A 25,934-nucleotide genomic window follows, 5' to 3' on the forward strand; every position below is an offset into this window, starting at 1 on the left:
CCCGGTCCGTTCAGAGCAGGCCGCGTGAGTCGGAGCCCTTGGCCTGCAGCTCGTGGGCTCGGGCGAGCAGCCGCTGGAGCTCCTCGTCGTCGGCCGCCTTCGCCTGGTGCTTGGGCTTCAGGTTGGCGAAGGACTTCTGGCGCTCGACCATGCGGGTGTAGCTCGTCTCGAGCTCGACCTCGTCCACGTGGTGGCCGACCGGGATGTCCTCGGGGGAGTCCGCGTGGAGCACGATCTTCTTGGCCTGGCTGCGGGCGTCGCTGATGATCGTGTGGGCACGGCCCGCCGGGCTGAGGAGCGACAGCAGGACCGTCACGAGGAGGATGCCGACGATGACCGCGAGCGAGAGGCCCGTCTCGATCTCGAAGACCGGGACGTGCTCACCGCCGTTGATGAACGGCAGGGTGTTCTCGTGCAGCGCGTGCAGGACGAGCTTCACACCGATGAAACCGAGGATCGCCGCCAGGCCGTAGCTGAGGAAGATGAGGCGGTCGAGCAGGCCGTCGATGAGGAAGTAGAGCTGACGGAGGCCGAGGAGCGAGAACGCGGTCGCCGTGAAGACGATGTACGCGTTCTGCGTGAGGCCGAAGATCGCGGGGATCGAGTCGAGCGCGAAGAGCAGGTCGGTGCCGCCGATGGCGACCATGACGAGCAGCATCGGGGTGAGGACCTTCTTGCCGTTCTCGATGGTGACGAGCTTGTCGCCGTCGTAGCGGTCGGTCGTCTTGAAGAGGCGCTTGGCGAGTCGGATGACGAAGTTGTTCGCCTCGTCCTCGTTCTCCTCCTCCGGACGGAGCAGCTTGACGGCGGTGAAGATGAGGAACGCGCCGAAGATGTAGAACAGCCAGGACCACGCGTTGACCGCGGCGGCGCCGAGGAAGATGAACCCGGTGCGGGCGATGAGCGCGAAGACGATGCCGAAGAGCAGCACCTTCTGCTGGTCGGCACGCGGCACGCGGAAGCTCGACATGATGATGAGGAAGACGAAGAGGTTGTCGACCGACAGGGCCTTCTCCGTGATGTAGCCGGCGAAGTACTCGGACCCGAGCGTCCCGCCGCCGAAGATGAGGACGCCGACACCGAAGATGAGGGCGAAACCGACGTAGAGGGCCGACCACTTCGCGGCTTCCGGCAGCGTCGGCTCGTGGGCCTTGCGTACGTGGAAGATGAAGTCGAAGGCGAGGAGGGCCAGGATGCCGACGATCGTCAGCAGCCAGACGTATCCGGGGATTTCCATGGGCTGTATTCTCCGCAGCGCTCGAGGTGGGGGACGGGTGACGTTTAGTTGGTGCCGTCCCACTATATAGTTGGTATGGTCGAACCAACACCCGAACGCCGGTATTCAGGAAGAATTCAGCTATGAGCGATGAGGTCGACCCAGCCGACGCCGGCGCCGTCATCCAGGCGTCGCTCGCGTCCGTGCTCCGATGGTCCACCCGGGCCGACAACCGCCGTTCCCTGCACGACGCCGAAGGCGCAGCCCTGACCGGCACGGACGCGTGGCTCCTCGAGTACGTGATCACCGCCGGCCCGATCCGCATGTCGACGGTCGCGGGCTGGATGGACGTGGACAAGTCGACCGCGACGGCCGAGGTCCGTCGCCTCGAGGAGGGTGGTCTCGTCGTCCGGGAGACGGATCCGAGCGACCGCCGAGCGGTGCTCGTCAGCGCCACGGAGGAGGGACGCACGGCTCTCGAGCGGCACCGGCAGGCGGCCCAGCAGGTCTACAACACGCTCGTCGGCAAGTGGAGCGAACACGATCGCGTGGAGCTCGCCCGACTCCTCTCGCGGTTCGTCGACGAGTTCTCCTGGGTCAGCGACGCGGTCTCCCGGCACAACGCGAGTCGCTGACCGGACGACCTCACGGGTCCACGCGCACCGGGATCGACCCGGTCCGCTCCGCCCGTGGCCCGTACACCCAGAAGCGATACAGCACGAAGCGGAACGCGGAGCCGAGGGCCAGGCCGACGATGTTCGCCGACACGTTGTCCGCCAACGGTGTCGTCAGGTGCAGTGCGTCGTGGGAGACCCAGAGGCAGCCCAGGGCGATCGCGCCTCCCGCGAGGCTCACGATGCCGAACTCGAGCGCTTCGCGGGCGACGTCCGAGCGCCGATGGGCGCGGAAGGTGAGGAGCCGGTTGCCCACCCAGTTGGCCACGATGGCGAGCGTCGTGGAGACACCCTTCGCCACGAGCAGCCCGGAGGTGCCGGTGTGGAGGAACACGGTGTACGCGAGGAGGTTGAAGACCCCGACGTCGACGAGGAAGCCGACGCCGCCGACGAGGCCGAAGGCGGCGACCTCGCGGACGATCGGGCGCCGGAGCAGCGCGCGCGGGTTCGGGAGGGGCCGCATCACCACTGCATCACGACCTGACCAGCTCGAAGACGATGCTGCGGTTGACGGGGATGCGCTGCTCGACGCGGTAGCCGAGGGCCTCCAGATCCGCTACGTCCGGGGAGGTGCTCGACCCTTCGACGACCCAGACGGTGTCGTGGCCGATGAGCCGGTCGTGGATGTCTGCCAGCGGCGCGGCAAGGTCCCAGAGCTCGGGGCGGTCGCGGTAGCTCGTCTCGAGCGCCACATCGTCGAGGCCGGCGAAGGCCTGCGGGTAGAGGTCGATCGCGAGCCGCGACTTGCGCGAGGGCTTCACGGACTGGTCGAAGACGACCGCGTCGCCCGGCGAGGCGTGGGCCTGGACGACCTCCGCGGTCTGCCGGAGGTCGCTGCCGTCGTCCTTCGCGAACGGGCCACGCTGTTCCACGAGGACCGGGGTCGCGAGCGCCAGCACGATCGCAACACCGGCCGCGGTCGCCACCGTGCGGTCGACCCGCTTCGGCAGGACGTCGACGATCGTCCGGAGTCCGAGCGCCATCATGATCGCGACGGCCGGGACGCAGAAGGTGACGTAGCGCAGGTTGTACATCGGCGTCACGAGGGTGTTGCCGATGATGAGCAGCGCCGTCGGTGCGAGGGCCCAGACGGCGATCATCGCCAGTGCGCGACGCTGTCGGGAGGATCGGCGGACCACGAGGACTCCGATAGGAGCGAGCACGATCAGCAGCCACGCGAGCACGGCGAAGGCCGGCGTTTGGAACCACTGGCCGACGAGCACCGATTCCGGCGTCGCGTAGTCCCGTCTGCCCAGGAACGCGATCTGCTCGCGCTGCGCGATGCCCGCGATCACGATCGGAGCGCCGAGGACCAGTGCACCGACGAGGGACCAGCCCCAGGCTCGCATCACCCGCCGCCCGGGGCGCTGGAGCACCATCCAGGTGGCGTGCACGAGGAGGAGCATCGCGAGGTACAGGAACAGGTACATCGAGGCGGCGCTCGCGACGGCGAAGAGGGCCCAGCTGCGGCGTGATGTGGACCGGCGACGCACGAGCGACACGAACCACACCGTCAGCCACACGACCGCAGCCATGCCCAGCGCGTAGGAACGTGTTTCGGCGCCCATCCTCGTGACCTGGGGGATCACGGCGAACACGAGGCCAGCCGTGATGCCGATCGCCGGGGTGAAGAGCGTCCTCGCGAGCACGACCGTGCCGGCCGCGGCCAGACCGACCCCGACAGCACTCGGGAACCGCGTGACGGCCTCGGCGGTACCGAAGGCTCCGGTCCAGACGTGCAGGAACGCGTAGTACAGGCCGTGGACGGCGTCGATGTGGCCGATCATCCCGAACATGACGGGGAGCGGACGTTCGGCGGCGAGGACGCTCGCCGCCTCGTCACCCCAGTACGACGGCGTCCCGATGCCGATGAGCGAGACGAGGGTGGCGAACAGGCCGACGACCCAGGGCATGGCGCGGCCGCCGAGGAGGGTGTGGAGGGCGTCCCACCGACGGCGCGAGGGCGCGGTCGGGACGGTGATCGTCGCAGTCATGGGTTCCCCTCGGACGCGACAACCTGGCGCGTCGTCTCATCGTCCGCCGCTCGGATGAACGCGAGCAGAGAGGTTCCTGAGAGGGCGCGGGGGATCCTGCCGGAAATTGACGGCCGGGGGCGGGCCGTCCCGGTGGGGAGTTGTCCCCATCGCGCGGCGTCGGCGCGCGGGACAGACTGCAGGGGTCCGCCGCCGAAAGGAACCCCGATGCAGCTCTCCCGAGTCACCGCCCTGATCACGCTCCCTGTCGCAGCCATGCTCGTGCTGGCGGGATGCTCCACGCCGTCGGCCCCCGACGCGAAGCCGACGGAGAAGGCTTCGTCGTCCGCGACGTCGAAGCCGACCTCGACCGGATCGGCCGATGGTGAGGTCACCGAGCCTGGAGCGCAGGTCGGGATCGATGAGCCGATCGTCTACGAGTCGCAGGGCACCGACGGCGTCACCGCGCTCATCAGCGCGAAGCTGACCGAGGTCACCCCCGCGACCGCCGACCAGGTCGCGTTCCTCAAGACGCAGTTCGACGGCGGAGAACTCGACGGCTACGACATCACACTTATCCGCCTCGAGATGACCAAGGTGTCGGGCGACCCGGTGGCGTTCAACAGCGACGCGACCTCCTTCGCACCCGTCGACGCCGATGGTGAGAAGGTCCAGGAGGCCACGCTCATCGGGTGGGACGAGTGCGGATCCGAGTCGTTCACCGAGGAGTTCGATGGCGGCGAGCCGATCACGCAGTGCTACGTCGCGGCGGCTCCCGCCGGTGGCAAGGCTCCGGCCGGCCTCATGTACGACGGCGGTTTCACCGACCCGAACCCCTACGACTCCTTCGACGGCGACCCGATCCTGCTCATCAAGGACTAGCTGTCCTGCGGGCCTGAGTGCCTGCGACAGGCTCAGGGACCGCGTCGTTCTGGGGTCACGTCTCCCGGTCACTGAGCCTGTCGAAGTGCCCACGAGAACCCCTTCGTCGGCGGGGTCAGAACGGCGCGGGGTCCGGTTCCGTTCGGTGGTGTTTCCCGTCGGGTGTCGTCCAGTCGAGCACACCACCTGGCCCGTGGTCGAGGTTCCACCCGGGCAGGTGCTTCATGCGGTGGTGATGTCGACACAGGCAGGCGAGATTCCCGACGTCTGTGGTGCCGCCGTCTTCCCACGCGACCGAATGATCGAGATCGCACGCTCTGGCGCGCCTCCCACAGCCCGGTGCCCGACAGGTGCCGTCCCGAAGCCGCACCGCGCGTTGCAGGTCGGCCGGAACGCGGTACTGATTCCGCCCGACCGACAAGACCGCGCCGGTCTCGGGCTGGACGAGGATCCGGGTGAAGCTCGGCGCGTTCACCGCGATACGCGCCGCGGTCTCGGGGTCGATGGGACCGTAGCCGTCGAGGGTAGCCGGGGCATCGGAAACGCCGGCCATGCTGAGCGCCGGGACCGTGATCTGCACCGTGGGCGTGATGTGCTCCTGCACTTCGATCGGGTGCGGGAGCACCGGGCTCGACATGACGTCGTCCGGTGTGACGCCGGTGAGCGCGAGCGCCGCGAGGGCGTCCGCTTGCAGTTGTGCGCAGGTGCGGGTGTCGCCCGCAGCGCGCGACGCCGCCGCGGCCGCCTCGACGCGCTCGACGATGCCCTGCGCGATCGGCGCCGTCGTGAAGAGGTGCACCCACGCCATCCCGTCGGCGGCGGGCTCGAACTCCACGCGGCGGTCGGCCTCGGACCGCCGGGCTCGGGCGGTGATGGACTCTGGGTGGAGGCGCTCGCGGAGCACGCGGGCGCGCCTGCGGAGGTTCGCGTTGGTGGACTCTTCCGCGACCGGCAGGACCTCCGCGAGGAACACCGTCCGCCCGGTGGTCGGGACGTCGCTGAGCTGGTCGATGATCGTCTGCGCGTGCCTGGCCGAGATGCGACCGGCCTCGAGGGAAGCAAGCACGGACGGCGCATCGTTGACGAGGCGCTCCGCGTCGTTCGTCGCCCGCTGCACCGTCTGCTCCGGCCGGCGCGTCGCCATGGCGAGGGCCGCGCAGGTCGATCGGCGCGAGAGCGCCTGACGCTCGGCCGCCGGGAAGACGGCCGGAACGACCGAGTCGGCGAAGGCGTCGGCGTAGGCGGCGGAGCGGGCTAGGAGGCGGGCCTCGCGTGCATCGAGAGCCGCCCGCAGTCGCTGGATCTCTGCGTATTCATCCGAGAACTCCGCGAGCTGCGCGGCGTACTCGTCGCCAGCTCGAACTGCGGAGGCGGTGGTCTCGGTCACGGAACAAGTCCACCACGGACCATTGAAATTCCAGATGGTGAGTCGTCCCGGTTGTGCGAAGTCTCCTCGTGTGCCCTTCGACGGGCTCAGGGACCGGGGAGGGGAGTCAGGGACCGGGGGAGGACAGACGAACGCCGGTGACCCGAGCGGGTCACCGGCGTCCGTGTGATCGGGAGGTCAGTTCTTGAACGCGTCCTTCACGTTCTCACCGGCCTGCTTCACGTCGGACTTGGCCTGGTCGGCCTTGCCCTCCGCGATGAGCTTGTCGTTGTCTGTCGCCTTGCCGACGGCCTCTTTGGCCTTGCCCGCGAGGTCTTCGGCGGCGTTCTTGATCTTGTCTCCTGCGCTCATATGGTGCTCCTCACATGTTCTTCGGGCTGTCGATCCGCACTGATCGAATCCGACAGGGCGACCGGGTGGACGCCCTTCACTTCTACACCCGGGAGCCCCAGGCTCGGGCGGGGCTCCAGCAGACTCCCAGAGAACTCCCCGGACCGCGCTGTGCCAGTGCGCCCGTCGTCGGATCGTCGTCGACGACCAGGACCCTGGCCATCAGACCACGCCGCTCGTGCCGAGCAGGGTGCCGATCGCGAAGGTGACGGCGAGGGCGAGCGCTCCACCGATCACGACCCGGATGGTCGGGCGGAGCGCGGGGTTGCCGCCGATCCTCGCGCTCGTGAACCCGGTGAGCGCCAGCGCGATGAGCACGACGATGAAGGTGATCGGGACGCGCACTTCGGGCGGCGGCAGCAGGATCGCGAGCAGGGGGAGCAGTGCCCCGATCGTGAAGGCGAGCGCCGATGCGCCGGCGGCCGCCCACGGGCTCACGACGGCGTCCTCGGTGATGCCGAGTTCGGCCTCGAGGTGCGCCGTGAGCGGGTCGTGTGCGGTCAGCTCCTCGGCGACCCGCCTCGCGGTCGTCGGCTGGAGCCCCTTCGCCTCGTAGATCCCGGCGAGTTCCGCGAGCTCCGCCTCGGGGTCGTCGGAGAGCTCCCGCCGCTCCTTCGCGATGAGGGCGCGCTGACTGTCCCGCTGGCTGCTCACCGACACGTACTCGCCGAGCGCCATGGAGATCGCACCACCGACGAGCCCGGCGACACCCGCGGCGAGGAGCGGGGCGCTGTCGGTCGTGGCACCGGCGACACCGACGACGAGGGACGCGACGGAGACGATGCCGTCGTTCGCGCCGAGCACACCCGCACGCAGCCAGTTCAAGCGGCCAGCGAGGTCACCGCGGTGCGGTTCGTCCGGGTGGCCGCCGGTCGGTGGTGAGGAGCTCATGGATGCATCCAAGCACTCCGCGGGCCGCCCGCGCACGGTTCCCGCCCGATCGCGTGCCCGGTCGCCTAGACTGGAGGCTGGTGCGCCGGGAAGTCTGGTCGGCGGGCGATCGATCGGGATCGCTCTGCTGCTCGACCGAACCCTCCCCCGAAGGATCCGTATGCCCGACGCTCACCGCTCACACGACCTGCCGGCCGACCAGGCCCCGCACTCGATCTGGCGTGGCATCCACCAGACGCTCCAACAGGACACCGTCGGTGGTGCCCTCCTCGTCGTCGCAACCGCGCTCGCGCTCGTGCTCGCCAACACCGGTGCCTCCGACTTCTACCTGAGCGTCCGCGACTTCACCTTCGGTCCGGAGGCGCTCCATCTGAACCTCTCCGTCGGCGCCTGGGCGGCTGACGGCCTCCTCGCGATCTTCTTCTTCGTCGTGGGCCTGGAACTCAAGGAGGAGTTCGTCGCCGGAAAGCTCCGGAACCCCAAGACCGCGGCGCTCCCCATCGCCGCAGCCGTCGGCGGTGTGGTCGTGCCCGCCGTCATCTACGTCCTCGTGAACCTGAGCGCAGGGCCCGACGCGCTGCAGGGCTGGGCGATCCCGGCCGCCACGGACATCGCGTTCGCCGTCGCCGTGATCGCGGTGGTCGGCAAGTTCCTACCGCCGGCACTGCGGACCTTCCTGCTCACGCTCGCCGTGGTGGACGACCTCATCGCCATCAGCATCATCGCGATCTTCTACACCGACCACATCGAGTTCCTGCCGCTGGCGCTCGCCGCGGTGCCGCTCGCCATCTTCGCCGTACTCGTCCAGCGCGGCGTCCGCGCCTGGTGGGTCCTCATCCCGCTCGGCCTGTGCACCTGGGCGCTCATCCACGCCTCCGGTATCCACGCGACCGTCGCTGGCGTGCTGCTCGGCTTCATGGTGCCCGTCTTCGCGACGAAGCGCGCCCGCGTCCAGGTGGGGACCACCGCCGAGGGGCGCCCGGTCTACGACGGGCTCGCCGCGCACTTCGCCGATCGTTGGAGCGTCGTGTCCACGGCGGTCGCCGTCCCGATCTTCGCCTTCTTCTCCGCGGGCGTGGTCATCGGCGGGATCTCCGGGCTCGTCGAGTCCTTCCAGGACACCATCGCACTCGGGATCATCGCCGGACTCGTCCTCGGCAAGCCGATCGGCATCCTGGTGACGACGTTCTTCGTCACCCGACTGCCCGGCCTCGGCCTCGACCCGTCGATCCGTTGGGTCGACCTCGTCGGCATGGCGTTCGTCGCGGGCATCGGATTCACGGTGTCGCTGCTCGTCGGTGAACTGTCCTTCGGTGTCGGCAGCGAGTCCGACGACCACGTCAAGGTCGGTGTGCTCGCCGGCTCGCTCATCGCCGCCGCCATCGGTGCCGCGATCCTCGCCGCCCGCAACCGCGTCTACCGGCGTGCGGTCACGGCTGGAAATAGTACGCCGAGTGCAGGCGGCAGCCCGGATTGAACCGGGCGTCGCAGTTCGGGCAGGCGTCGACCTCCAGGTAGCGCTCGATCGTCAACTCCGCCGAGCACACGCCGCACAGGATCGCCTCGCGGTCGCGCTGCTCGCGCGGCCACTGCTCGGCCGGGTGGTCGGCGCACTCCGCGTGGCACAGGTGGCACGGGTAGTACTCGCCGCAGCAGGCGAAGCGGATCGCGATGACGTCGAGCGTGGTCGCGTAGTGGACGCAGCGCGTCTCGTCGTCGACCGTCTTCCCGAGGACGTGCACGGTGTCGCCGCCGCCGCTCATCGGACGCCCCGGGCGGTGAGGGCCTCACCGAGTTCGTCGGCGTGCTTCAGCGACACCACGAGGAACGGCACGACGAAGGTCACCAGGTTCGACCCCGCCCCGCGCGCACGCTGCGCCTCCCGGACGCTCGTGGCCAGGCGGGCGAGGACCGGCACCGTGTTGATCGCGACGGCGAGCATCAGGGCGATGCGCGAGGGGTCGACACCGAAGCGACCCAGGGGCTGGAGGACGCGGTCGAAGGCGTCGAGCAGGTCGGCGACGCGCGTGCTCAGCACGAGGAGCGCCGCGAGCAGGATGGCGGCGACGATGCGGGACGTGTTCGACACGGCGGACTCGACGTCGAGGAACAGCAGTTGGCCGGCCACCGTGATCGTGATGATCCAGCGGATGAGCAGGAGCTGCCGTCCGAGCTCGCCGAGGCCGAGACCCGAGACGAGGTAGGCGATGACGGTCACGGTGGTGGCGATGCCCGCGGTCCACCAGCTCGTCGGTAGGAGCGAGATCGCGAGCACCACGACGAGGATGCCGAGCGCCTTCGGGCCGGCCGGCGCGCGATGGAGCCAGCCGGAGCCGGGGCGGTAGAGGGTGATCACGCCGTCACGACCGCAGACTCGCGCGGTAGGCCGCGATCACGTCGTCCGGTGCGCCGTGCGCGACGACCCGCCCGCCGCCGAAGAGCAGCGCGGTGTCGCAGCGGGCGGCGAGTTCCAGGTCGTGGGTGACGAGGAGGAGCTGATGGCCCGCCTCGGGACGCAGGAGGTGGTCGGCGACGGCGGCGCTGTTGCGGGCGTCGAGGTAGGCGGTGGGTTCGTCGGCGATGAGCAGCGCTGGCCGGCGGATCACGGCCCCGCAGAGCGCCAACAGCTGCTTCTGGCCACCGGAGAGTTCGTAGGCGGACCGGTCGGCGAGCGCCGTCAGGCCGAACTCGTCGAGCGCATCGGCGACCTGCGTGGCGATGTCGGCCTTCGACGCCTTCGTGCCGCGGAGGGAGAACGCGACGTCCTCCGCCACCGTCGGCATGACGATCTGCGCGTCCGGGTTGCTGAACACGATGCTGACGAGTCGTCGAAGGGTCGCCGTGTCCTTCGCGGCGTCGACCCCGTGGACCTGCACGCTGCCGGCGGTCGCGCGGGTGAGGCCGCCGACGAGCCGGGCGAAGGTGGACTTGCCCGAGCCGTTCGCGCCGATGACCGCGATGCGCGCGTCGTCGAGGTGGAGCGTCACGTCGTCGAGTGCGACGGTGTCGCCGAGACGCGCGGTGACGCGGTCGAGACGGATGGCGGATGACTGGTCGATGTCCCCGATCATCGCACGACCTCGAACACCGCGGCGACGCCGAGACCGCCGCCGACCGACGCTGCCGCCACCCCGATCGTGCCCGCTGGAGCCCCGCCGCGGACGAGCCGCGAGAACAGGCGGACCACGGCGACCGCACCGCTCGCGCCCCACGGGTGACCGAGCGCGAGGGCTCCACCGTCGGCGCAGAGTCGCTCGTCGTCCTCGGCGACACCGAGCCGGTCGAGCACGGCGAGCGTCTGGGCCGCGAACGCCTCCACGATCTCGAACGCGGCGACCTGCGCGAGGTCCACGTCGGCCCGTTCGAGGGCGTCGAGGATCGCCGGCGCGGCCCCGATCCCTGGGAGTGCCGGGTCGCAGCCGACGACGGCGTGCGCCCGGACGGCGAGACCGGGCGTCGCGCTCCCGTGGGCGGGCCCGCCGTGCCCGCCGGGTCCGCCGGGCACGACGAGCACCGCGGCGGCACCGTCGCTCACCCGGCAGGTATTGCCTGCGGTGAGGGAGCCGTCGCTGAAGAGTGGGGTGAACCGGGGGAGGAGCCGCTCGATCCCGCTGCGCGGCGCCTCATCGTGCTCGGTCGCCCCGACCAGCGGGACGAGCTCGCCGGTGAACCGCCCGGCGGCGACGGCGCTCGCCGCACGGTGCGTGCTGCGCGCCGCGTAGGCGTCCTGGCGTTCGCGGGAGATCCCGTCGTGCTCGGCGAGGTCTTCGGCGGCCCTGGTCATGTCGGGGTCGTGCCAGCCCGCCGGCGCGAACGGTGCGCGTGCGTAGGCGACGCCGTCGACGGAGCGGGTCGGCGCTGTCGACGCGCTCTCGACACCGCCGGCGATCCGTGGCCGATGGTCGCCGGCGCTGATCGCCGTGGACGCCTCGATGATCGCCGCGAGGCCGCTGCCGCACTGCCGGTCGACGGTGAGCCCTGGCACGGCGAAGCCGAGGCCCGCTCCGAGTGCGGCGACGCGGGCAGGGTTGCCACCAGGCCCCATGCAGTTGCCGAGGACGACGTCCGCCACCACCGGCGGCAGGCCCAGCATGTGCGTCGCGTCGTCGTGCACGGCCCGGACGACGGGGACCGCCAGCTGCTCGACCGTGAGCGCGGCGAGGGCGCGCCCGCGCGTCGCGATCGGCGTCCGTCGGGCAGCGACGATGCGCGGGAGGGTGTGCGACTCAGTCAAGGGACGCCACCGTCCCGGCCGCGAGTCGGTCGGCGAGCTCCGCGCGGGCGGCCTTGCCGGTGACGGTCCGCGGGAGCTCGTCGACGACGAACCAGCGTCGGGGCCGGTGGGTCGGCGGCAACAGCGGTTCGAGGGCGTCGCGGAGCATCGCACGGCTCGGCCGCGAGCCCGGGCGCAGTTCCAACACGGCCGTCACGAGCGATCCGACCCCGGCGTTCGGCAGACCGAGCACGACGGCGTCGTCCACCTCGTCGAGTCGGCGCAGGGCCTCCTCGACATCGGCGGGGATGACGGTCGCCGCGGCCGTGAGGATCGCGTCGTCGGCTCGGCCGAGGAGCGTGACGATTCCGTCGTCGATCCGCGCCTGGTCGCCGACGGTGGACCAGTCGCCGTCGCGTCGGAGCGGGCCATCGCCCTCGAGGTACCCGGTCGCGACGAACGGCGATCGGACCCACAGGACGTCGTCGTCCCGGACCTCGAGCTCGGCACCGGGGAACGCGCGGAGGCCGGGTCGATCCGGATCGACACCGTCGTCGACGGCCACGAAGGAGAGCTCGGCGGCACCGTAGTAGGACACGACGCGGATGCCGAGGCCCTCCGCGGTGGCGCGGAGTCCGGGGTCGAGTGAGGCGCCTCCGATCAACGCCACCCGCAGGCGGGGCGGCACCTCGCCGTCGAGGAGCGCCCGGAGGCCGTTCGGGGTCCCGTGGAACCGGGTCGCGTCACGGGCGTCGTCGGGGGTGAGCGCGTGAGACGTCGGGAGGGCGAGCGAGCAACCGACGGCGGCCGCGTGGGCGACCGAGAACAGCGACAGCGACGACGCGGGCGGCGACGACAGTGCCAGGACGTCGTCCGGCCCGAGGTCGAGCAGCGCGCCGACGGCCGGGAAGGAGTCCGCCCACGACGCGGCGGTCCGGAGCACGATGCGCGGCTCGCCCGTCGTGCCGGAGGTCAGCGTCGCCCAGCCCTGGTCCGGTTGTGGACCGGCCGCGGTGCTGCGGTCGCGGACGGAACGCCAGTACGACTCGCTCCATCGATCGTCGCCGAGCAACGGCACGCCGCCGGACGCGCGCACCTCGAGCGCCCGACGGACGAGGTCGGTCGGCGCCCCGCCGCGCAGCGGGACGAGGTGCCCTGGACGCACGGTCATCCGATCCGGGCGGGCTCGCCGGGACGCGTGGAGCCGGCGCCGGCCGCGTTGCGGAACGCGCGTGGGTAGGCGCGGGCGAGCGTCATCGTGATCACCGTCGCGAGCACCACCTTGACGAGGTCGCCGGGCACGAAGACGAGGCTCTGCAGGGCGGTCTCGCCGAGTGGCAGGCGGGTGACGAGCGACTGCACCGGGACGCCGAACGCGTAGATGACGCCGATGCCGCCGACGAACGCCCCGAGCGCGGTGCGCCACCAGCGCAGCCGACGCCCACCGGCGTGCACGATGAGCCCGATCACGAAGACGCCGACGATCCAGCCGAGGAGGTATCCGGCGCTCGGTCCGACGAAGACGCCGACCCCGCCGCGACCGCCGGACAGGAGCGGGAGGCCGATGGCGACGAGCGCCAGCAGCACGAGCATGGAGAGCATGCCTCGCCACGGGCCGAGGATCGCGCCGGCGAGCATGACGCCGAGGGTCTGCGCCGTGATGGGCACCGCGCCGAGCACCGAGAACGCGCCGGGCAGGCCGAGAGCGGCCACGATGGCGGCGAACACGGCGATGCGTGCGATGTCGGTCGCGTCGATCCGGAGTCTGCTCATGCTGGGTCCTTCGTCGGGATGGTCGGTTCGCCTGGGGCGGGTGGATCGCACCTGAACGGTGTTCACCTGAACAGCGTTCACTATAGTGGTGCTCATGTCCGGTCCCGAAACAGTGCGTCGCCATCGGCGCGACGACGTGGCTCAGGTGGCGCTGCGGATCCTCGACGATCACGGCCTGGCCGACCTCACGATGCGCCGCCTCGCCGCGTCGCTCGACGTCCAGCCGAGCGCGCTGTACTGGCACTTCGAGAACAAGCAGACCCTCATCGCCGAGCTCGCCGACCGGATCGTCGACGCCCACCCGGCACCGGTCGACGCCGTGTCCGAGGCCGGCTCCGACTGGCGCGAGCGGACGCGCGTGGAGGCGGAGGCGCTGCGTGACGCCCTCCTCGCCTATCGCGACGGCGCCGAGGTGGTGTCGAGCACCTACGCGCTCGGGCTCGGTTCCCGACGGGCGCTCACCCGGCTGACGGATGCGGTGTCGGTGGCCGGCTTCGACGAGGCCACGAGTCGACGTGCGGGCACGGTGCTGCTCCACTTCATCCTCGGGCACGTGTCGCACGAGCAGCAACGGATGCAGTACGACAGCGTCGGTGTGCTGGCCGACGGTGCGACGGATCCGCTCGGCCAGGAGGACCAGGCCCAGGCGTTCGCCTTCGGGGTCGGTCTGCTGGTCGACGGCCTGGCGGCGCTCTCCGTCCGCTGACGGCTCTCGGTACGCCGATAGCACAGCGTGGATGGAACCGCCCACCGTCTGGATCGGCGGCGGCCCACGGTAGCGTTGGAGCAGGCAGGACGTGAGGGAGGCCGGTGATGGCGAAGGGTGATGACGACGACGTCGACATCGTCATCGACGCCTGGGCGAACGCGCTGCCCGATGTGGACTTCGCACCGCTCGACGTGGTGTCCCGCCTCCGCCGGCTCGTGCCGCACCTGCAGGAGGTCCGACGCCTGTCGTTCGCCGCGAGCAACCTGCGGCCGTGGGAGTTCGAGTTCCTCTCCATCCTCCGCCAGCACGGAGCGGACGGGCTGACGCCGTCCATGCTCGCAACGCGGTTGGGCATCACGAGCGGCAACCTCGCGAGTCAGCTCGACCGCCTGGCAGCACGCTCACTCGTCGCCCGTCAGAAGAACGAGGCCGACGGCCGGAGCAAGATCGTCGTGCTGACGACCCTCGGTCAGCAGCGGGTCGACGAGGCGATGCGTCGGCTGGTGGACGACGAGAACGCGATGCTCGCCGGGCTCAGCCATGAGCAGGTGGCCGTGCTCATCGAGAGCCTGCGGGTCATCGGCGCGGCGCTCGAGCGTCGGTAGGGGTCTGCTCGACGCCCTTCGACAAGCTCAGGGACCGGAGATGGTTCGGTGAGGTGGTCGGGTTGCCCTTCGACAAGCTCAGGGACCGGACCCGCCTCAGAACCGCAGGTCGGACGGGTCGCTCAGCTCGATCCAGGTGTCGGTGTCGGGACGTACCGTCGCGGGAGCCGGCTCGAGGACATCGGCGGAGGCGAGGGCCCCGAAATCGAGACCGGTGAGGCTCGCGAGGTCGAGGATCGGCAGCTGGAAGGTCCGGAACGGGCCGAGTGGGGGCACGGCGGTGGCGTCCTGCGTGTCGTCGATCGCGCTGGACCGGCCGAGGTCGATGTCGTCGAGCTGCGCCGACTGGTCGAGGAGGTAGCCGCTCGTCGCGAGCGCTCCGCCGTTCGACCACGCCGCCACCTTCCAGAATCGGCGTGGGATCTGTACGCCTCGGTAGAGCGGGTCCGTGTCGGCGAACACCGGCCCGGTGAAGACCGACAGCCGCCGGCGCCCGGCCGAGGCGTACTCGAGGACGAGGTCCTCCAGGCCGTTCCACAGCTCGAGAGACTGGTTGAAGTCCGCAGCCTGCGGTGCGGCGTTCGTGTAGCAGAAGGTGTCGACGTTGGCCTGCCGGGCGATCTCGACGGACCCCCAGACCGGGTCCCTCCGGCGCACGAGGTGGCCGCGGTCGAGGTCGTTGCGGGCGTACAGCTCCGGGCCGGCCTGTTCCTCGACCGGCACGCGGTCGTCGAGGTGCCAGTCGTCCCCGCGCCCGAGGTCGAGGAGGGCGGCGCCGTCGATGTCGACCCCGGTCGCGGCTGCCAGGCGGCGGTCGGGGTCGAGCAGCACGGAGAAGTGCGTGTAGTCGAGGGTCCGGAGTCGCGCCTTGGCCGTGGGGTCGGCTGGAGCGGGGATGGTGAGTGGTTCGGAGAGGTCGAGGAAGCCTGAATCGAAGCCAGTCATGAACATGAGTCGATCATGATTTCGGGTGGAAAGGAAGCGCGGAGCGGTGGCGCTGTTGTCACCGGCGCGAGCGCTGCAATGCTCATACTTTTGTTTCAGTATGAAGTTTGATATATTTTACTCATGACCACGATCTATCAGAACCCGCACCGAGCCAGCGACGCCCGCATCCTCGCGGCGCTCGTGTCGGCGACCTTCCTCGTCGACGCCCTGATCGTGTTCGGAATCGGATTCCTCCCCGGCGTCTCAGGGATGGACGGCGGCGTCACCGTGGCGACGGCGACGATCCTGACCGCGGTCCTCTTCGCGGTGCAGTTCGTGGTCGTCGTCGTCCTCGCTCGCCTCGCCCGAGCGTCGATCGCCTGAGCCGACTCAGAAGCGGATCTGCGTCTTCGGTCCGGCGCCGGCCGCGCGGGGGAGGCCGTCGGTCAACACCCGTGGCACGTCGTCCAGTCCGATGACCGTGCCGATCAATCGCCGGACCGTGTCACCCATGGAGGCGAACCGTCGCGCCGCCTCATCGATGCAGTCGGATCCGCCGAGCACGGCGTGCAGTGTGGCGTCGAGGGCGATGAGTCTGCCTGAGGGCAGCCCCACGTCGCCGCCGGGCACGCCGAGGAGTGCGATGCGGACGCCGGCGGTCGCGTTGTCGAGCAGGCGACGGGTGACCTCGGCCGAACCCGTCGCCTCGATGATCACGTCGAAGCGCTCGTCTCCGAGGTCGGCCGGATCGCGCGTGGCCAGGCCGAAGTCCGCGGCGAACCGCCGATCGGACTCGCGGCGCGCCACGACGGTGACGGATGCCCCGGAATCCGCGGCGAAGAGCGCGGCGAACATGCCCAGGGTGCCGGCGCCCCAGACGAGCACGCGGTCGCCCGGCCCCACCGCCGTGAGTCGGACGCCACGGAGTGAGCAGGAGGCGGGCTCGACCATCGCGCCGAGGTCCGCGTCGACGCCGGACGGGAGGCGATGGACCGCGCGCTCGGGGACGACGAGGAGTTCTGCGAGGGCGCCCTCCAGTTGTCCGAGGACGCCGAGTTCGAGGTGGTCGGGGCAGAGGTGGTGTCGCCCCGTGGCGCAGAGCGTGCAGACGCCGCAGCCGATGAAGGTGTCACCGGTGACGAGGTCGCCCGGTGCGATCGCGGTGACACCCTCGCCCACGGAGGCCACCCGGCCGGCCCACTCGTGGCCTGGTTGGAGGGGCAGGGTGGTGCGGCCGTCGGCGAGGTACGGCATGGTGCCGCGCAGCAGCGCGACATCGGTGCCGCAGAGCCCGGCGCGTTCGATGCGGATGAGGACCTCACCCGGCCCGGCCTGTGGATCGGGTCGGTCGAGGACAGTGGCCTCGTTCGGCGCGGTGATGCGTACGGCTCTCATGCGGTCTCCTCGTCGTGACGGCGCTGGTCAGAGCGTCGTGGGGGTATGCCGCCGTCTCAGCTCACCAGGACGACTTGCCCCCGCCTGCGACGACCGCGCTCGGCCGCTGCACTTCGGTGAGGCGGGAGGTGCGGAGCGGCGTCGTCTCCCACCAGGCGTCGAAGGTGCCGGCAGCCGGGTCGATCTCGACGTGCATGCGGTGGGGGGTCTCGATGAAGATCGCGTCGACGCGGAGGACCCGCGCTCCGATCTCGCCACTGGTGCCCCAGGCGGCGCTGGCGACGATCGGACCGTGCGTCCGCCATGCGCCGACGCCGGGGACGAGCTCCACCCGGTCGTCGCCCTCGTGCACGACCAGCACGATGTCGTCGCCCTCGCCCGCCGTCACCTCGAGCGCCGTCAGCTGCGCCAGGCCGGTATCGGAGGCCGCCGCGAACGTCCGTCCGGCGAGCTCGCGCAGTGACGAAGCCGAGCCGGTCTCGTCCGAGGCGTCGAGCGGCGGCAGGGCGAGCCCTGCCAGGCGCTCGAGCAACGCCTGGTCGGCGGTTGCGCTCGCACCGCGCTCCGCATCGGAGGCCTCGCCTGCCCCGAACGCCGGCAGCAGGTGCTCCCACGCCGCGTTCAGCACGGCCTGCATGTCGAGACTCTGCCCCGTGATCGCCAGGACGACGTCGTGCTCCGGCAGGACGACGCAGTACTGACCGTAGGCGCCGTCGCCCCGGAACCCGTGCCGGGCCATCCAGAACTGGAACCCGTACCCCTGCGCCCAGTCCGACTCCGGGTCGTCGCCGTTCGCGATGTGCGATCGCGTCGCCTCGGCGACCCAGGCGGCCGGCAGGAGCTGCCGCCCCTCCCACTCGCCGCCCTGCAGGTAGAGCTGACCGAGCGCGGCGATCGCCTCCGTCGTCGCGTGCAGACCGCTGTACCCGAGCTCGAAGCCCTCGTCGTCCCGCTGCCAGTCGAAGTCGCCGATACCCAACGGCTCGAGCAGCCGCGGTCGCAGGTAGTCGGTGAGCGTCCCGCCCGTGACGCGCTGGACGATCGCCGCGGCCGTGTACGTGCAGGGTTGGTTGTACGCGAAGACGGTTCCCGGGTCCTCATCGGGAGGGAGGAGCAGGAAGCCGCGGACGAGGTTCGTCGGGTCGATCGCAGCGGCCCGCATGATCGTCTCCTCGCGGTGACCGCTCGCCATCGCGAGCACGTGGCGCACGCGCATGGCGCGGCTGCGGGGGTCGGTGATCTCGGCGTCGAGCTCCGGAAAGTGACTGATGATCGTGTCGTCGAGTCCGAGCAGACCCTCCTCGACAGCGAGGCCGACGGCGGTCGAGGTGAAGCTCTTGCTCAGCGAGTACAGCAGGTGCACCCGATCAGCCGAGTACGGCGCCCACCAGCCCTCGGCGACGACGTTCCCGCCGCGCAGGAGCATCAGGCTGTGTGGTTCGACGTTCGGCGTGTGCTCGAGGGCGGTGATGAACGCCTCGACCCCGGCGGCGTCGACGTGCTGGGCGGACGGAGTGCTTCGCTGCAGGCTCATCCCTCCATGCTGCCATCTGCCGGCGGCGGGATCGACCCGACGCTCAGTCCTGGTCGGCGTCGAGCTGGTCGCGGAGGCCCTGGTTGATGTCCTCGAGGTCGAGCACGCGAGCGATGCCGGCGAGGTTGACGCCGTCGTCACGGAGATCCGTGACGCGCTTGAGTCGCTCGATGTCGTCCTCGCTGTAGCGCCGGGTGCCGCCCTCGGTCCGGGACGGGGTGAGGAGGCCTTTGCTCTCGAAGAGCCGCAGCGACGCCTCCGGGACACCGGCGAGCTGGGCCGCGACGGCGATGCCGTACACGGGTGTCGTGCCGTCACGATCGGCCATGCTTGAGGTTTCCTTTGAATGGGTTGCAACGGATCGGGTCTCGGATGTATAAAAAATCTACACCAAGAAGTGCAGATCCGAACCCCCGGATCTGAGACTTCCGGGCACTGACAATCGAAGAGCCCGATCCGTCATCGGGCGACAGGGAAGGAGAACACCCATGGCAATGACCCTCGATCCCATCAGCCAGCTCGACCGCTTCGCGGCCTCCGTCCTGGACTCCGTGCGCGCACCCCGGCCCATGCCGGTGGACCTCTTCCGCGACGGCGACCGGTACATGATGGTCGCCGACCTCCCCGGCATCGACCCCGGATCCATCGACGTCGACGTCGACGGTGGTCAGCTCACCATCCGTGCGCAGCGCACGGCCGACAGCCGCGAGGGTGTCCGCTGGCTCGCACGCGAGCGCGGTGGCGGCCACTTCCTGCGGCAGTTCACCCTCGGCGAGGGCGTCGACCTCGACGGCATCACCGCGTCCTACGAGAGCGGTGTGCTCTCCGTGATCATCCCGGTGAGCGAGCGCGCGAAGCCGCGGAAGATCACCGTCGACTCCACGACCGACCACCCGCAGTCGATCAACGCCTGACCGGAGCTCGAGGCCTGACCGGAGCACGAACGCCCCGCCCACGATCCGTGGGCGGGGCGTTCGCCCGTGTGCGACCGGCGGTCGGCATACTGAGGGCATGTCCCGCGTCCAACGCATCCTCGGAGCGTCAGCCCTGCTCGTGATCGCCGCGCTCAGCCTGGTGGTCGTCGCGACGCAGACCACGATGACCTGGTACCAGGCGCCGGGCGCCGACGGTCTGGCGACGAAGCAGATCGCCGTGTTCGAACCGGCGTTGGTCGGCACCGTCATCGCCGCCCTGGCGGTGCTGGCGTTGCTGGTCCATCTGGTCCTCGTGATCCGCCGTGCCGTGCCTCGTGTGCAGTGGGTCGTCGCCATCGCGCTCACCGTCGTCGCGGTGATCGCCGCGGTCCTCGTGTCCATCGCGGACCGGCCGGTGTTCTAGCGCACGTCGACCTCAGCTGAGCAGTTCGGCCAGGAGGGCCCGCGTGGTCTCTTCGCTCGCCCCGGGGGACTGCAGCCGCACCCAGTCGTCGCCATGTCGAGCCTGCGTCGAGTGCTCGTTCCCAGCCGAGTCCACGGCGCTGACCGGACTGTCCTCGCGGAGCACCCAGGCGCCTCCGGGGAGCACCGTGAACCGGACCAGCTCGTGGGAGTCCGCGGACAGCAGTCGGCAGTCGAGTCCGCCGACCCGCTGGAGCGAGTCCTGCACGAGGTGGTAGCTCGGTGTCGCGGTGCTCACGTAGCTCGCGCCGGTGGCGGCTGCGCCGAGGTGTGCCGCCGCGGTGTCCACCGGCAGCGCCGTGGCGCAGGAGCGCGAGGTGGGTGCCGACGACGACGGGGACTCGGCGGGAGCCGGGACCGGGGCTGCCGCGAGCACCGCCCGGGCGAGCTCCTCCGTGCGGGTTCCGGCCGGGTCGTCGAGCCCTGCCGAATCGACCTCGATGAACCGCTCTCCGTCGAGCGCGTGGACGGAGCAGGCGCCGTCCGAGCACATCGTCCCGTTGATCTCGCCGACGCTGTCGCTCCAGTCGGTGTGCTCGTACCAGTGGTTGAAGGTGGCCCAGTGGTCGACGCCGTCTCCGACGATTCGGACGGTCAGTGAGGTGCCGGCCGCTTCGTCGACCCAGGCGCAAATGCTGCCGCCCTCCTGCAAGACCGGGGCGTCGTCGATGGCGAGCGGTCGCGGCGCGGCTGCGGCGCCCAGGAAGGATGCGACCTCCGCGTCGGGGACCAGCGCGTCGCAGGCGAGCCCCGGGAAGGCGGACGTCGGCGGGGGTGGGAGCGCGGCCGACGACGTCGGGGTGGATCCGGACGGGGTCTCGGTGGGCACCCCCGACCGTGGCGCGCTACACGCTGTGAGGACGCCCAGTAGCGCGGCGATCGTGAGGACGCGTGCGCCACGCGCGATCGCGGGCACCGTTCGACTCAGCCCACTGCTCATCGTCGCCGGAACAGCCCTCGCTTGCGGCGGTGGAACGGCGGGACACCACTCAGGAGATGCTTCGCACCAGGCGCCACGTACATGACGTCGATCGGCACGCTGGCCGAGTACGTCGCGAGGGCCCGTGCGAGCGGACTGCTGATCGTCTCACGGGCGGTCGGGGCGCCGACGATGACGAGGAGATAGCACTCGTCGAACGTCCCGCCCTCCTGCGGGGTGACCTTCCAGCCCAGCACAGCTTCGTCGACCTCGCTGTGCTCGGCGAGGACCGCGGTCAGCGTCTCGGTCATCCCCGGTGGGATGCGAGCCGGCTGTCCCACCATGACCTCGGTCTCGCGCTCGACGACGCGCGGTGTGAGCACCGCCTCGCCGTCGAGCAGCTGGGCGATCTCGCCGGGGAGGAACTCCTTGCCGTGCGTGGAATGCGGGTTCAGGACCAGCCTCGCGCCTCGGGTCATCTGCCACAGGACGCGGCAGGGGAGGGCGAGCAGGTGCTGTTCGAACGACGGGACGACCTGGAGTGTCTCCTGGAAGCGCGCCTTCGAGGTGTAGAACGGCTGCACCGAGCTGCCGTCCGAGTCGAGGAGGTCCGCCAGGGTCGCCATGCCGTCGTCGGTCACGGTCCCCGCCACGATCACGGTGCTCTCGAGGAGCGCCGTCAGGAACGCAGGGGCGTTCGAGCGGTCGTTCGCGGCTGCGGCGAGGAGGGCTTCGATCTCGATAGCGTCTGATGCGTCGTCGGCGGCAGGCATGCCAGCAGCGTATCCCGGCCGCGTGGGAGGGTGCGTCTCCGCGCAGCTGCCTCCACAGTTCGCCGGGCCGATCCTCGAGCGGAGGCGACCCGAACGATCCGGTTAGGCGAGGCGAAACGCTGGCAATCGGGCGTCTCGGCTTGCCGCCGCCACGCCGCGCTGGCAACGTTGACGGGTCCTCGCGGCACGGCGCCCGAACGCGTCTCCGCGTCCAGGACGCATCACAGGAAGACCCCGCGACATGACGTTCTGGCCGCTGCTCCTCATCGCGCTCGGCGTCTCCGCCGACGCCTTCGCCGTCGCCCTCACCAAGGGCCTGCACATGCGACGGTTCAACGTGCGTCACGCCCTCGTGATCGCCGGGACCTTCGGACTCTTCCAAGCGGTCATGCCGCTCATCGGCTGGTTCCTCGGCACGCAGTTCGCGCGGTACATCACGGAGGTCGACCACTGGGTCGCCTTCGGCCTGCTCGCCCTCGTCGGCGGCAAGATGCTCTGGGAGGCGTTCTCAAGCCACGAGGACACCGAGGTCGACTCCGACCGCATCGACGTCCGCCGGCTCCTCATCCTCGCGCTCGCCACGAGTATCGACGCGCTCGCCATCGGCATCACGCTCGCGTTCCTGCCCGGGTCGATCCTCGAAGCCGTCGTCCTCATCGGACTGACGACATTCGTGCTCGCCTTCCTGGGCGTCTTCATCGGCCGTCGCGTCGGTCAGCGCTTCGGCAAGCCGGCGGAGATCGCCGGTGGTGTCATCCTGATCCTCATCGGCACCAAGATCCTCATCGACCACCTCGCGGGTTAGTCAGAGGTCACCGCTTCCGGGTGAAGATCGCGCCGGTCGACACGTCCTCTCCGAGCGCCTCGAGGCTCCGCCCACGCGTCTCGGGCACCTGGGTGGCGACGAACAGGAGCGCGAGCGCGCCGACACCCGCGAAGACGAAGAAGGTCCCGGTGATGCCGAGGCCGTCGACGAGCGACGGGAAATACAGCGCCAGGAACCCGTTGGCGACCCAGAGCATGAAGATAGAGACGCCCATGCCGAGGCCGCGCATCCGGAGCGGGAAGACCTCGGCGAGGTACACCCAGACCGCCACGTTGAGGAACGTCTGCATGGAGCCAACGAACACGACCACCAGGAACAGGATGACCCACGGACGCATCGGGTCGCCCGGCTCGAGCGCCATCGAGGAGAAGCCGATGAGCAGATGGCACGCGGTCGTGAGCGAGAAGCCGATGACGAACGTCTTCCGTCGGTCGAGACGGTCCATGTAGGTGAGGGCGATGAAGCCCCCGACGACGGCGATGATCCCGGGCGCGATGTTGGCGATGAGCGCGGCGCTCTCGTCGAAACCCGACTCCACGAGCACGGTCTGCCCGTAGTACATGATCGAGTTGATCCCCGTGAGCTGCTGGGCGATCCCGACGCCGACACCGACGAGCAGGATGCGCACGAGCCACGGGTTGCGGAGGACGGCCCCGAGCCCGATCCGGTGTTCGTCGCGCTGCGCGGTGATGGACGCCTCCACCTCCGCGAGTTCGGCGACGGCGCGGTCGTCGGATCGGACGGTCCGCAGGACGTCCAGCGCGTCCTCGCGGCGACCGTGGTCGACGAGCCAGCGCGGCGACTCGGGCATCCGCAGCATGCCGACGAACAGGGCGACCGCGGGCAGGGCGCAGACGGCGAACATGATGCGCCACACGCTCGGGTGCTCGCTGAACACGGTGCCGATGACGGCGTTGATCACGAACGCCGACAACTGTCCGAGGACGATCGCGACCTCGTTCCGGCCGGTGATCGACCCTCGGATCTCGTACGGAGCGAGCTCCGCCAGGTAGACCGGGACGACGGCGGAGGCACCGCCGACGGCCAGTCCGAGGAGCACGCGACCGGCGACGAGCAACTCGACGTTCGGCGAGCAGACGACCACGAGCGTTCCGACGAAGAAGAGCACCGCCAGCACGATGATGCTCCGCCGCCGACCCCACGCGTCCGACACCCGGCCGCCGAGCAGCGCTCCGACGGCGGCCGCGAAGACGAGCGAGCTCGTGACGACGCCCTCCGTGAACGGGGTGAGCCCGAGCTCGGCGGTCATCGGACGCAGCGCCCCGTTGATCACGCCGGTGTCGTAGCCGAAGAGCAACCCGCCGAAACAGGCGACGATCGAGATCAGGCCGAGGTGGCGGCGGTGCGGCCCGGGCGTGAGGGCAGGCAGCGCGCTCGCCGTCTGTCGGGCTGTGGGGGATCCGGCCATCGCACTTCCTCGTCTGCTGGGCCCGCGAGCCGGACGGCGTCGTGGACAGGACGACAGTACCGGTTCAGTCGTCGGCACCCGGCCGCAGCAGGCCGCTCTCGTACGCGAGGATGACGAGCTGGGCGCGGTCATGAGCGGCGACCTTGGTCATGATGCGGTTCACGTGGGTCTTCGAGGTGTGCGGTGAGATGACGAGGTCGTCGGCGATCTGCTGGTTCGACCGTCCGCGGGCCACGAGGAGCAGCACCTCGAGTTCCCGCTCGGTGAGCAGCGCCAGCTCGGTGGGGACCGCGCGTGGGCTCGTCGGTTCCCCCGCAGCGACGACGTACTTCGTGATGAGACTCCGGGTCGCCGCGGGGGACAGGAGTGCTTCGCCGGCGTGCACCGCGCGCACGGCGCGGACGATCTCCTCGGGCTCCGAGCCCTTACCGATGAAGCCGCTCGCGCCTGCTCGCAGGGTGGCGATGAGGTTCTCGTCCTCCTCGAACGTGGTGAGGATGAGGACTCGGGTGTCCACGAGGTCGGGGTCGGCGCAGATCGCCGAGGTCGCACCGATGCCGTCCAGCACGGGCATGCGGATGTCCATGAGCACGACGTCCGGTCGCAACCGGCGGGCGAGCGACACCGCCTGCGCGCCGTCGACGGCTTCGCCCACGACCTCGAGGTCGGCCTCGGACGAGAGGATGTCGGCGACGGCCTGGCGGATGAGCGACTGGTCGTCGACGACGAGCACGGTGGTCATGTGGGGGACTCCTCGGGGTGCGTCGGGTGTGCGTGAGTCGGCTCGCCGGTCGGGAGGCTCGCGGACAGCCGCCAGCCGCCCGGAGTCGCGCCGACGTCGACGGACCCGCGGACGGCGGCGACGCGCTCACGGATGCCGAGGAGTCCGTGTCCGGTGGTCGGCGCCGCGTCGGCCTGCTCACGCGTGGTGCCGGGGGCTGTCGGGTTGCTCACACTGACGACGATCCTCCCGTTCTCGCTCTCCACGAGCACGTGCGCACGACGCTCAGGACCGTGCTTCAGTGCGTTCGTCAGCCCCTCCTGGATGACGCGGTACGCGACCATGTCGGTGGCGGTCGACAGCTTCGGTGCGTCGGGGTCGATCCGTGTCGTGATGTCGAGGCCTGCGGCGGCGAACTCGGCGATCAATGCGTCGAGTCGGTCGAGTCCCGGCTGCGGCAGCGTTCCCCGGGAGCCCACGACGGCCTCGTCGCTGTCGCTGCGCAGCACCTCGAGCAGATCACCGATCTCGCCGAGCACCGTCCGCGACGCCCGGCGGATCGAGACGAGCGCCTCCTTCGCCTTCTCCGGCCGCGACTCCAGGGAGCTCGACGCCACCCCGGCGTTCAGGCTGATCACCGAGATCTGATGGGCGACGGTGTCGTGGAGGTCCCGCGCGATCCGGAGCCGCTCCTCGGTCACCCGACGCCTCGCCTCGGCCTCGCGGGTCTGTTCGGCCCGCTCCGCGCGTTCGGTGATCGCGAGGATGTACGCGCGGCGGGACCGCGTCCCGTCTCCGGCCGCGGCGGCGAACGCGATCAGCACCGCGAACTGCACCGTCCGCGGATCGAAGCTCCCGATCGATGCGAGCAGGCTGAGGAGGGCGACGGCGACCATCGTCGCGACGGCGGTGATGAGGGTCGTCCGCCGCGCGGAGCGCACCGCCACCCCGAACATCGCGATGGCGGCCGCGATCACGACACCGGGAGCGAGGGTCCCCGTGATCGCCGCCGCACCGTAACAGGCGACGACGGCCGCGAGCACCGGGATGGGCCAGCGTCGACGGAGCGGGAGCAGGAGCGCCGGCGCGACGACCAGGGCGACGACGAGCGGGCTGCCCGGACGGAACTCCGCGTTGGGGAACGGGATGAACGCCGAGGCGATGATGAGGACCGCGGCCACCACATCGCCCACCCACGCCGGGGGTCTCGGATGCGGATCGCGCACCCGGTGATCCTGCGTCACGGAGGTCATGGGCCCAGTCTGCCGGGAACCGGCGCCCGGCGACTCCTCCGCACGTG

The 25,934-nt window shown here is 70.5% G+C and carries 30 protein-coding genes; 9 read left to right on the top strand and 21 right to left on the bottom strand.

Features of this window, described 5'->3' with window-relative positions; all coding sequences use genetic code 11:
• Positions 1 to 10 precede the first annotated feature (10 nt).
• Positions 11 to 1,237 (bottom strand): TerC family protein, encoded by a 1,227-nt coding sequence (locus tag A4X17_RS11815; RefSeq protein ID WP_064295868.1) that lies wholly within the window; start codon positions 1,235 to 1,237, stop codon positions 11 to 13.
• Positions 1,238 to 1,359: 122 nt separating this feature from the next.
• Here A4X17_RS11815 and A4X17_RS19770 point away from each other — a divergent pair, with 122 nt between their 5' ends.
• A complete protein-coding gene (locus tag A4X17_RS19770) occupies positions 1,360 to 1,851 on the top strand; it encodes a MarR family winged helix-turn-helix transcriptional regulator (protein ID WP_064295869.1) in 492 nt (163 codons plus the stop codon).
• A gap of 10 nt (positions 1,852 to 1,861) precedes the next feature.
• Here A4X17_RS19770 and A4X17_RS11825 read toward each other — a convergent pair whose 3' ends face one another.
• Both A4X17_RS11825 and A4X17_RS11830 read right to left on the bottom strand, forming a co-directional pair.
• Positions 1,862 to 2,353: a GtrA family protein gene (locus A4X17_RS11825; RefSeq protein ID WP_064295870.1), complete on the bottom strand. Its 492-nt coding sequence runs from the start codon at positions 2,351 to 2,353 to the stop codon at positions 1,862 to 1,864.
• Between the two features lie 10 nt (positions 2,354 to 2,363).
• On the bottom strand, positions 2,364 to 3,884 hold the full coding sequence (locus A4X17_RS11830; RefSeq protein WP_064295871.1) for a glycosyltransferase family 39 protein: 1,521 nt from the start codon (positions 3,882 to 3,884) through the stop codon (positions 2,364 to 2,366).
• A gap of 207 nt (positions 3,885 to 4,091) precedes the next feature.
• Here A4X17_RS11830 and A4X17_RS11835 point away from each other — a divergent pair, with 207 nt between their 5' ends.
• Positions 4,092 to 4,745 carry a hypothetical protein gene (locus A4X17_RS11835; protein ID WP_064295872.1) on the top strand — a complete coding sequence of 218 codons (654 nt, stop codon included), beginning with the start codon at positions 4,092 to 4,094 and terminating at the stop codon, positions 4,743 to 4,745.
• Positions 4,746 to 4,860: 115 nt separating this feature from the next.
• Here the strand turns inward: A4X17_RS11835 and A4X17_RS11840 are convergent, their stop codons facing one another.
• From A4X17_RS11840 to A4X17_RS11850, 3 genes are all read right to left on the bottom strand, one after another.
• Positions 4,861 to 6,132: an HNH endonuclease signature motif containing protein gene (locus A4X17_RS11840; RefSeq protein ID WP_064295873.1), complete on the bottom strand. Its 1,272-nt coding sequence runs from the start codon at positions 6,130 to 6,132 to the stop codon at positions 4,861 to 4,863.
• 177 nt (positions 6,133 to 6,309) lie between these two features.
• Complete coding sequence (locus A4X17_RS11845) at positions 6,310 to 6,483, bottom strand: CsbD family protein (protein WP_064295874.1); 174 nt, start codon at positions 6,481 to 6,483, stop codon at positions 6,310 to 6,312.
• A 201-nt stretch (positions 6,484 to 6,684) separates the two neighbouring features.
• Positions 6,685 to 7,413 (bottom strand): VIT family protein, encoded by a 729-nt coding sequence (locus A4X17_RS11850; RefSeq protein WP_064295875.1) that lies wholly within the window; start codon positions 7,411 to 7,413, stop codon positions 6,685 to 6,687.
• Between the two features lie 160 nt (positions 7,414 to 7,573).
• On the opposite strand from A4X17_RS11850, the gene nhaA reads away from it, so the two are divergent.
• Complete coding sequence (gene nhaA / locus A4X17_RS11855) at positions 7,574 to 8,890, top strand: Na+/H+ antiporter NhaA (protein WP_064295876.1); 1,317 nt, start codon at positions 7,574 to 7,576, stop codon at positions 8,888 to 8,890.
• Here the strand turns inward: nhaA and A4X17_RS11860 are convergent.
• Genes A4X17_RS11860 through A4X17_RS11885 form a run of 6 tightly spaced genes read right to left on the bottom strand, consistent with a single transcriptional unit; the run spans position 8,844 to position 13,399 of the window.
• On the bottom strand, positions 8,844 to 9,176 hold the full coding sequence (locus tag A4X17_RS11860) for a CHY zinc finger protein (protein ID WP_064295877.1): 333 nt from the start codon (positions 9,174 to 9,176) through the stop codon (positions 8,844 to 8,846). The two genes, nhaA and A4X17_RS11860, sit on opposite strands and share 47 nt — an antisense overlap.
• Complete coding sequence (locus A4X17_RS11865; RefSeq protein ID WP_064295878.1) at positions 9,173 to 9,769, bottom strand: energy-coupling factor transporter transmembrane protein EcfT; 597 nt, start codon at positions 9,767 to 9,769, stop codon at positions 9,173 to 9,175. Before A4X17_RS11865 ends, A4X17_RS11860 begins: the two co-directional genes overlap by 4 nt.
• Positions 9,770 to 9,773: 4 nt before the next feature.
• The gene (locus A4X17_RS11870; RefSeq protein WP_064295879.1) at positions 9,774 to 10,484 is read right to left on the bottom strand and encodes an energy-coupling factor ABC transporter ATP-binding protein; all 711 of its coding nucleotides are present in this window, start codon (positions 10,482 to 10,484) and stop codon (positions 9,774 to 9,776) included.
• Positions 10,481 to 11,647, bottom strand: coding sequence for a thiolase family protein (locus A4X17_RS11875; protein WP_064295880.1), 1,167 nt, complete (start codon positions 11,645 to 11,647; stop codon positions 10,481 to 10,483). Before A4X17_RS11875 ends, A4X17_RS11870 begins: the two co-directional genes overlap by 4 nt.
• Positions 11,640 to 12,797: a class I adenylate-forming enzyme family protein gene (locus tag A4X17_RS11880; protein ID WP_064295881.1), complete on the bottom strand. Its 1,158-nt coding sequence runs from the start codon at positions 12,795 to 12,797 to the stop codon at positions 11,640 to 11,642. Before A4X17_RS11880 ends, A4X17_RS11875 begins: the two co-directional genes overlap by 8 nt.
• Positions 12,794 to 13,399 (bottom strand): biotin transporter BioY, encoded by a 606-nt coding sequence (locus tag A4X17_RS11885; RefSeq protein ID WP_064295882.1) that lies wholly within the window; start codon positions 13,397 to 13,399, stop codon positions 12,794 to 12,796. The genes A4X17_RS11880 and A4X17_RS11885 overlap by 4 nt, the downstream gene beginning before the upstream one ends.
• 94 nt (positions 13,400 to 13,493) lie before the next feature.
• Here A4X17_RS11885 and A4X17_RS11890 point away from each other — a divergent pair, with 94 nt between their 5' ends.
• Entirely contained in the window at positions 13,494 to 14,105 is a 612-nt protein-coding gene (locus A4X17_RS11890; protein ID WP_064295992.1) for a TetR/AcrR family transcriptional regulator C-terminal domain-containing protein, read from the top strand.
• A gap of 107 nt (positions 14,106 to 14,212) precedes the next feature.
• On the top strand, positions 14,213 to 14,713 hold the full coding sequence (locus tag A4X17_RS11895; RefSeq protein WP_064295883.1) for a MarR family winged helix-turn-helix transcriptional regulator: 501 nt from the start codon (positions 14,213 to 14,215) through the stop codon (positions 14,711 to 14,713).
• A 96-nt stretch (positions 14,714 to 14,809) separates the two neighbouring features.
• On the opposite strand, the gene A4X17_RS11900 is transcribed toward A4X17_RS11895, so the two are convergent.
• Positions 14,810 to 15,658, bottom strand: a complete 849-nt coding sequence (locus A4X17_RS11900; RefSeq protein ID WP_064295993.1) for a DNA/RNA non-specific endonuclease — start codon at positions 15,656 to 15,658, stop codon at positions 14,810 to 14,812.
• A gap of 123 nt (positions 15,659 to 15,781) precedes the next feature.
• Here A4X17_RS11900 and A4X17_RS11905 point away from each other — a divergent pair, with 123 nt between their 5' ends.
• Positions 15,782 to 16,024, top strand: a complete 243-nt coding sequence (locus tag A4X17_RS11905; RefSeq protein ID WP_064295884.1) for a hypothetical protein — start codon at positions 15,782 to 15,784, stop codon at positions 16,022 to 16,024.
• A gap of 6 nt (positions 16,025 to 16,030) precedes the next feature.
• Here A4X17_RS11905 and A4X17_RS11910 read toward each other — a convergent pair whose 3' ends face one another.
• The 3 genes from A4X17_RS11910 to A4X17_RS11920 form a co-directional block, all read right to left on the bottom strand.
• Positions 16,031 to 17,035 carry a zinc-binding dehydrogenase gene (locus A4X17_RS11910; protein WP_064295885.1) on the bottom strand — a complete coding sequence of 335 codons (1,005 nt, stop codon included), beginning with the start codon at positions 17,033 to 17,035 and terminating at the stop codon, positions 16,031 to 16,033.
• A gap of 61 nt (positions 17,036 to 17,096) precedes the next feature.
• The gene (locus A4X17_RS11915; RefSeq protein WP_064295886.1) at positions 17,097 to 18,569 is read right to left on the bottom strand and encodes a serine hydrolase; all 1,473 of its coding nucleotides are present in this window, start codon (positions 18,567 to 18,569) and stop codon (positions 17,097 to 17,099) included.
• Positions 18,570 to 18,612: 43 nt separating this feature from the next.
• On the bottom strand, positions 18,613 to 18,897 hold the full coding sequence (locus A4X17_RS11920; protein ID WP_064295887.1) for a MerR family transcriptional regulator: 285 nt from the start codon (positions 18,895 to 18,897) through the stop codon (positions 18,613 to 18,615).
• A 160-nt stretch (positions 18,898 to 19,057) separates the two neighbouring features.
• On the opposite strand from A4X17_RS11920, the gene A4X17_RS11925 reads away from it, so the two are divergent.
• Together A4X17_RS11925 and A4X17_RS11930 are read left to right on the top strand one after the other, a co-directional pair.
• A complete protein-coding gene (locus A4X17_RS11925) occupies positions 19,058 to 19,483 on the top strand; it encodes an Hsp20/alpha crystallin family protein (protein WP_064295888.1) in 426 nt (141 codons plus the stop codon).
• Between the two features lie 97 nt (positions 19,484 to 19,580).
• Positions 19,581 to 19,907 (top strand): hypothetical protein, encoded by a 327-nt coding sequence (locus tag A4X17_RS11930; RefSeq protein ID WP_064295889.1) that lies wholly within the window; start codon positions 19,581 to 19,583, stop codon positions 19,905 to 19,907.
• Positions 19,908 to 19,919: 12 nt separating this feature from the next.
• Here the strand turns inward: A4X17_RS11930 and A4X17_RS11935 are convergent, their stop codons facing one another.
• Positions 19,920 to 20,795 (bottom strand): hypothetical protein, encoded by an 876-nt coding sequence (locus A4X17_RS11935; RefSeq protein WP_157583472.1) that lies wholly within the window; start codon positions 20,793 to 20,795, stop codon positions 19,920 to 19,922.
• A gap of 107 nt (positions 20,796 to 20,902) precedes the next feature.
• The gene (locus A4X17_RS11940) at positions 20,903 to 21,658 is read right to left on the bottom strand and encodes an enhanced serine sensitivity protein SseB C-terminal domain-containing protein (protein ID WP_064295891.1); all 756 of its coding nucleotides are present in this window, start codon (positions 21,656 to 21,658) and stop codon (positions 20,903 to 20,905) included.
• A 241-nt stretch (positions 21,659 to 21,899) separates the two neighbouring features.
• Between A4X17_RS11940 and A4X17_RS11945 the strand changes: the two genes are divergently transcribed.
• Entirely contained in the window at positions 21,900 to 22,463 is a 564-nt protein-coding gene (locus A4X17_RS11945; RefSeq protein ID WP_064295892.1) for a manganese efflux pump MntP family protein, read from the top strand.
• A gap of 7 nt (positions 22,464 to 22,470) precedes the next feature.
• Here the strand turns inward: A4X17_RS11945 and A4X17_RS11950 are convergent, their stop codons facing one another.
• The 3 genes from A4X17_RS11950 to A4X17_RS11960 all read right to left on the bottom strand — a co-directional run bounded on the left by A4X17_RS11950 (position 22,471) and on the right by A4X17_RS11960 (position 25,887).
• Positions 22,471 to 23,913 (bottom strand): sugar porter family MFS transporter, encoded by a 1,443-nt coding sequence (locus A4X17_RS11950; RefSeq protein ID WP_064295893.1) that lies wholly within the window; start codon positions 23,911 to 23,913, stop codon positions 22,471 to 22,473.
• A gap of 64 nt (positions 23,914 to 23,977) precedes the next feature.
• Positions 23,978 to 24,655, bottom strand: a complete 678-nt coding sequence (locus A4X17_RS11955) for a response regulator transcription factor (protein WP_064295894.1) — start codon at positions 24,653 to 24,655, stop codon at positions 23,978 to 23,980.
• The gene (locus A4X17_RS11960; RefSeq protein ID WP_064295895.1) at positions 24,652 to 25,887 is read right to left on the bottom strand and encodes a sensor histidine kinase; all 1,236 of its coding nucleotides are present in this window, start codon (positions 25,885 to 25,887) and stop codon (positions 24,652 to 24,654) included. Before A4X17_RS11960 ends, A4X17_RS11955 begins: the two co-directional genes overlap by 4 nt.
• Positions 25,888 to 25,934 lie beyond the last annotated feature (47 nt).

The sequence above is a fragment of the Plantibacter sp. H53 genome (assembly GCF_001650455.1).
In the GTDB taxonomy this organism is placed as follows: domain Bacteria; phylum Actinomycetota; class Actinomycetes; order Actinomycetales; family Microbacteriaceae; genus Plantibacter; species Plantibacter flavus_A.

Bases quoted from the DNA above. Each gene is read 5' to 3' on its own strand.
- A4X17_RS11885 (WP_064295882.1), bottom strand. From the start codon at position 13,399: ATGAGCAGACTCCGGATCGACGCGACCGACATCGCACGCATCGCCGTG.
- A4X17_RS11930 (WP_064295889.1), top strand. From the start codon at position 19,581: ATGTCCCGCGTCCAACGCATCCTCGGAGCGTCAGCCCTGCTCGTGATC.
- A4X17_RS11860 (WP_064295877.1), bottom strand. From the start codon at position 9,176: ATGAGCGGCGGCGGCGACACCGTGCACGTCCTCGGGAAGACGGTCGAC.
- A4X17_RS11940 (WP_064295891.1), bottom strand. From the start codon at position 21,658: ATGCCTGCCGCCGACGACGCATCAGACGCTATCGAGATCGAAGCCCTC.
- A4X17_RS11845 (WP_064295874.1), bottom strand. From the start codon at position 6,483: ATGAGCGCAGGAGACAAGATCAAGAACGCCGCCGAAGACCTCGCGGGC.
- A4X17_RS11825 (WP_064295870.1), bottom strand. From the start codon at position 2,353: ATGCGGCCCCTCCCGAACCCGCGCGCGCTGCTCCGGCGCCCGATCGTC.
- A4X17_RS11950 (WP_064295893.1), bottom strand. From the start codon at position 23,913: ATGGCCGGATCCCCCACAGCCCGACAGACGGCGAGCGCGCTGCCTGCC.
- A4X17_RS11890 (WP_064295992.1), top strand. From the start codon at position 13,494: ATGTCCGGTCCCGAAACAGTGCGTCGCCATCGGCGCGACGACGTGGCT.
- A4X17_RS11905 (WP_064295884.1), top strand. From the start codon at position 15,782: ATGACCACGATCTATCAGAACCCGCACCGAGCCAGCGACGCCCGCATC.
- A4X17_RS11925 (WP_064295888.1), top strand. From the start codon at position 19,058: ATGGCAATGACCCTCGATCCCATCAGCCAGCTCGACCGCTTCGCGGCC.
- A4X17_RS11895 (WP_064295883.1), top strand. From the start codon at position 14,213: ATGGCGAAGGGTGATGACGACGACGTCGACATCGTCATCGACGCCTGG.
- A4X17_RS19770 (WP_064295869.1), top strand. From the start codon at position 1,360: ATGAGCGATGAGGTCGACCCAGCCGACGCCGGCGCCGTCATCCAGGCG.
- A4X17_RS11880 (WP_064295881.1), bottom strand. From the start codon at position 12,797: ATGACCGTGCGTCCAGGGCACCTCGTCCCGCTGCGCGGCGGGGCGCCG.
- A4X17_RS11870 (WP_064295879.1), bottom strand. From the start codon at position 10,484: ATGATCGGGGACATCGACCAGTCATCCGCCATCCGTCTCGACCGCGTC.
- nhaA (WP_064295876.1), top strand. From the start codon at position 7,574: ATGCCCGACGCTCACCGCTCACACGACCTGCCGGCCGACCAGGCCCCG.
- A4X17_RS11910 (WP_064295885.1), bottom strand. From the start codon at position 17,035: ATGAGAGCCGTACGCATCACCGCGCCGAACGAGGCCACTGTCCTCGAC.
- A4X17_RS11955 (WP_064295894.1), bottom strand. From the start codon at position 24,655: ATGACCACCGTGCTCGTCGTCGACGACCAGTCGCTCATCCGCCAGGCC.
- A4X17_RS11920 (WP_064295887.1), bottom strand. From the start codon at position 18,897: ATGGCCGATCGTGACGGCACGACACCCGTGTACGGCATCGCCGTCGCG.
- A4X17_RS11945 (WP_064295892.1), top strand. From the start codon at position 21,900: ATGACGTTCTGGCCGCTGCTCCTCATCGCGCTCGGCGTCTCCGCCGAC.
- A4X17_RS11835 (WP_064295872.1), top strand. From the start codon at position 4,092: ATGCAGCTCTCCCGAGTCACCGCCCTGATCACGCTCCCTGTCGCAGCC.
- A4X17_RS11960 (WP_064295895.1), bottom strand. From the start codon at position 25,887: ATGACCTCCGTGACGCAGGATCACCGGGTGCGCGATCCGCATCCGAGA.
- A4X17_RS11850 (WP_064295875.1), bottom strand. From the start codon at position 7,413: ATGAGCTCCTCACCACCGACCGGCGGCCACCCGGACGAACCGCACCGC.
- A4X17_RS11830 (WP_064295871.1), bottom strand. From the start codon at position 3,884: ATGACTGCGACGATCACCGTCCCGACCGCGCCCTCGCGCCGTCGGTGG.
- A4X17_RS11915 (WP_064295886.1), bottom strand. From the start codon at position 18,569: ATGAGCCTGCAGCGAAGCACTCCGTCCGCCCAGCACGTCGACGCCGCC.
- A4X17_RS11900 (WP_064295993.1), bottom strand. From the start codon at position 15,658: ATGACTGGCTTCGATTCAGGCTTCCTCGACCTCTCCGAACCACTCACC.
- A4X17_RS11815 (WP_064295868.1), bottom strand. From the start codon at position 1,237: ATGGAAATCCCCGGATACGTCTGGCTGCTGACGATCGTCGGCATCCTG.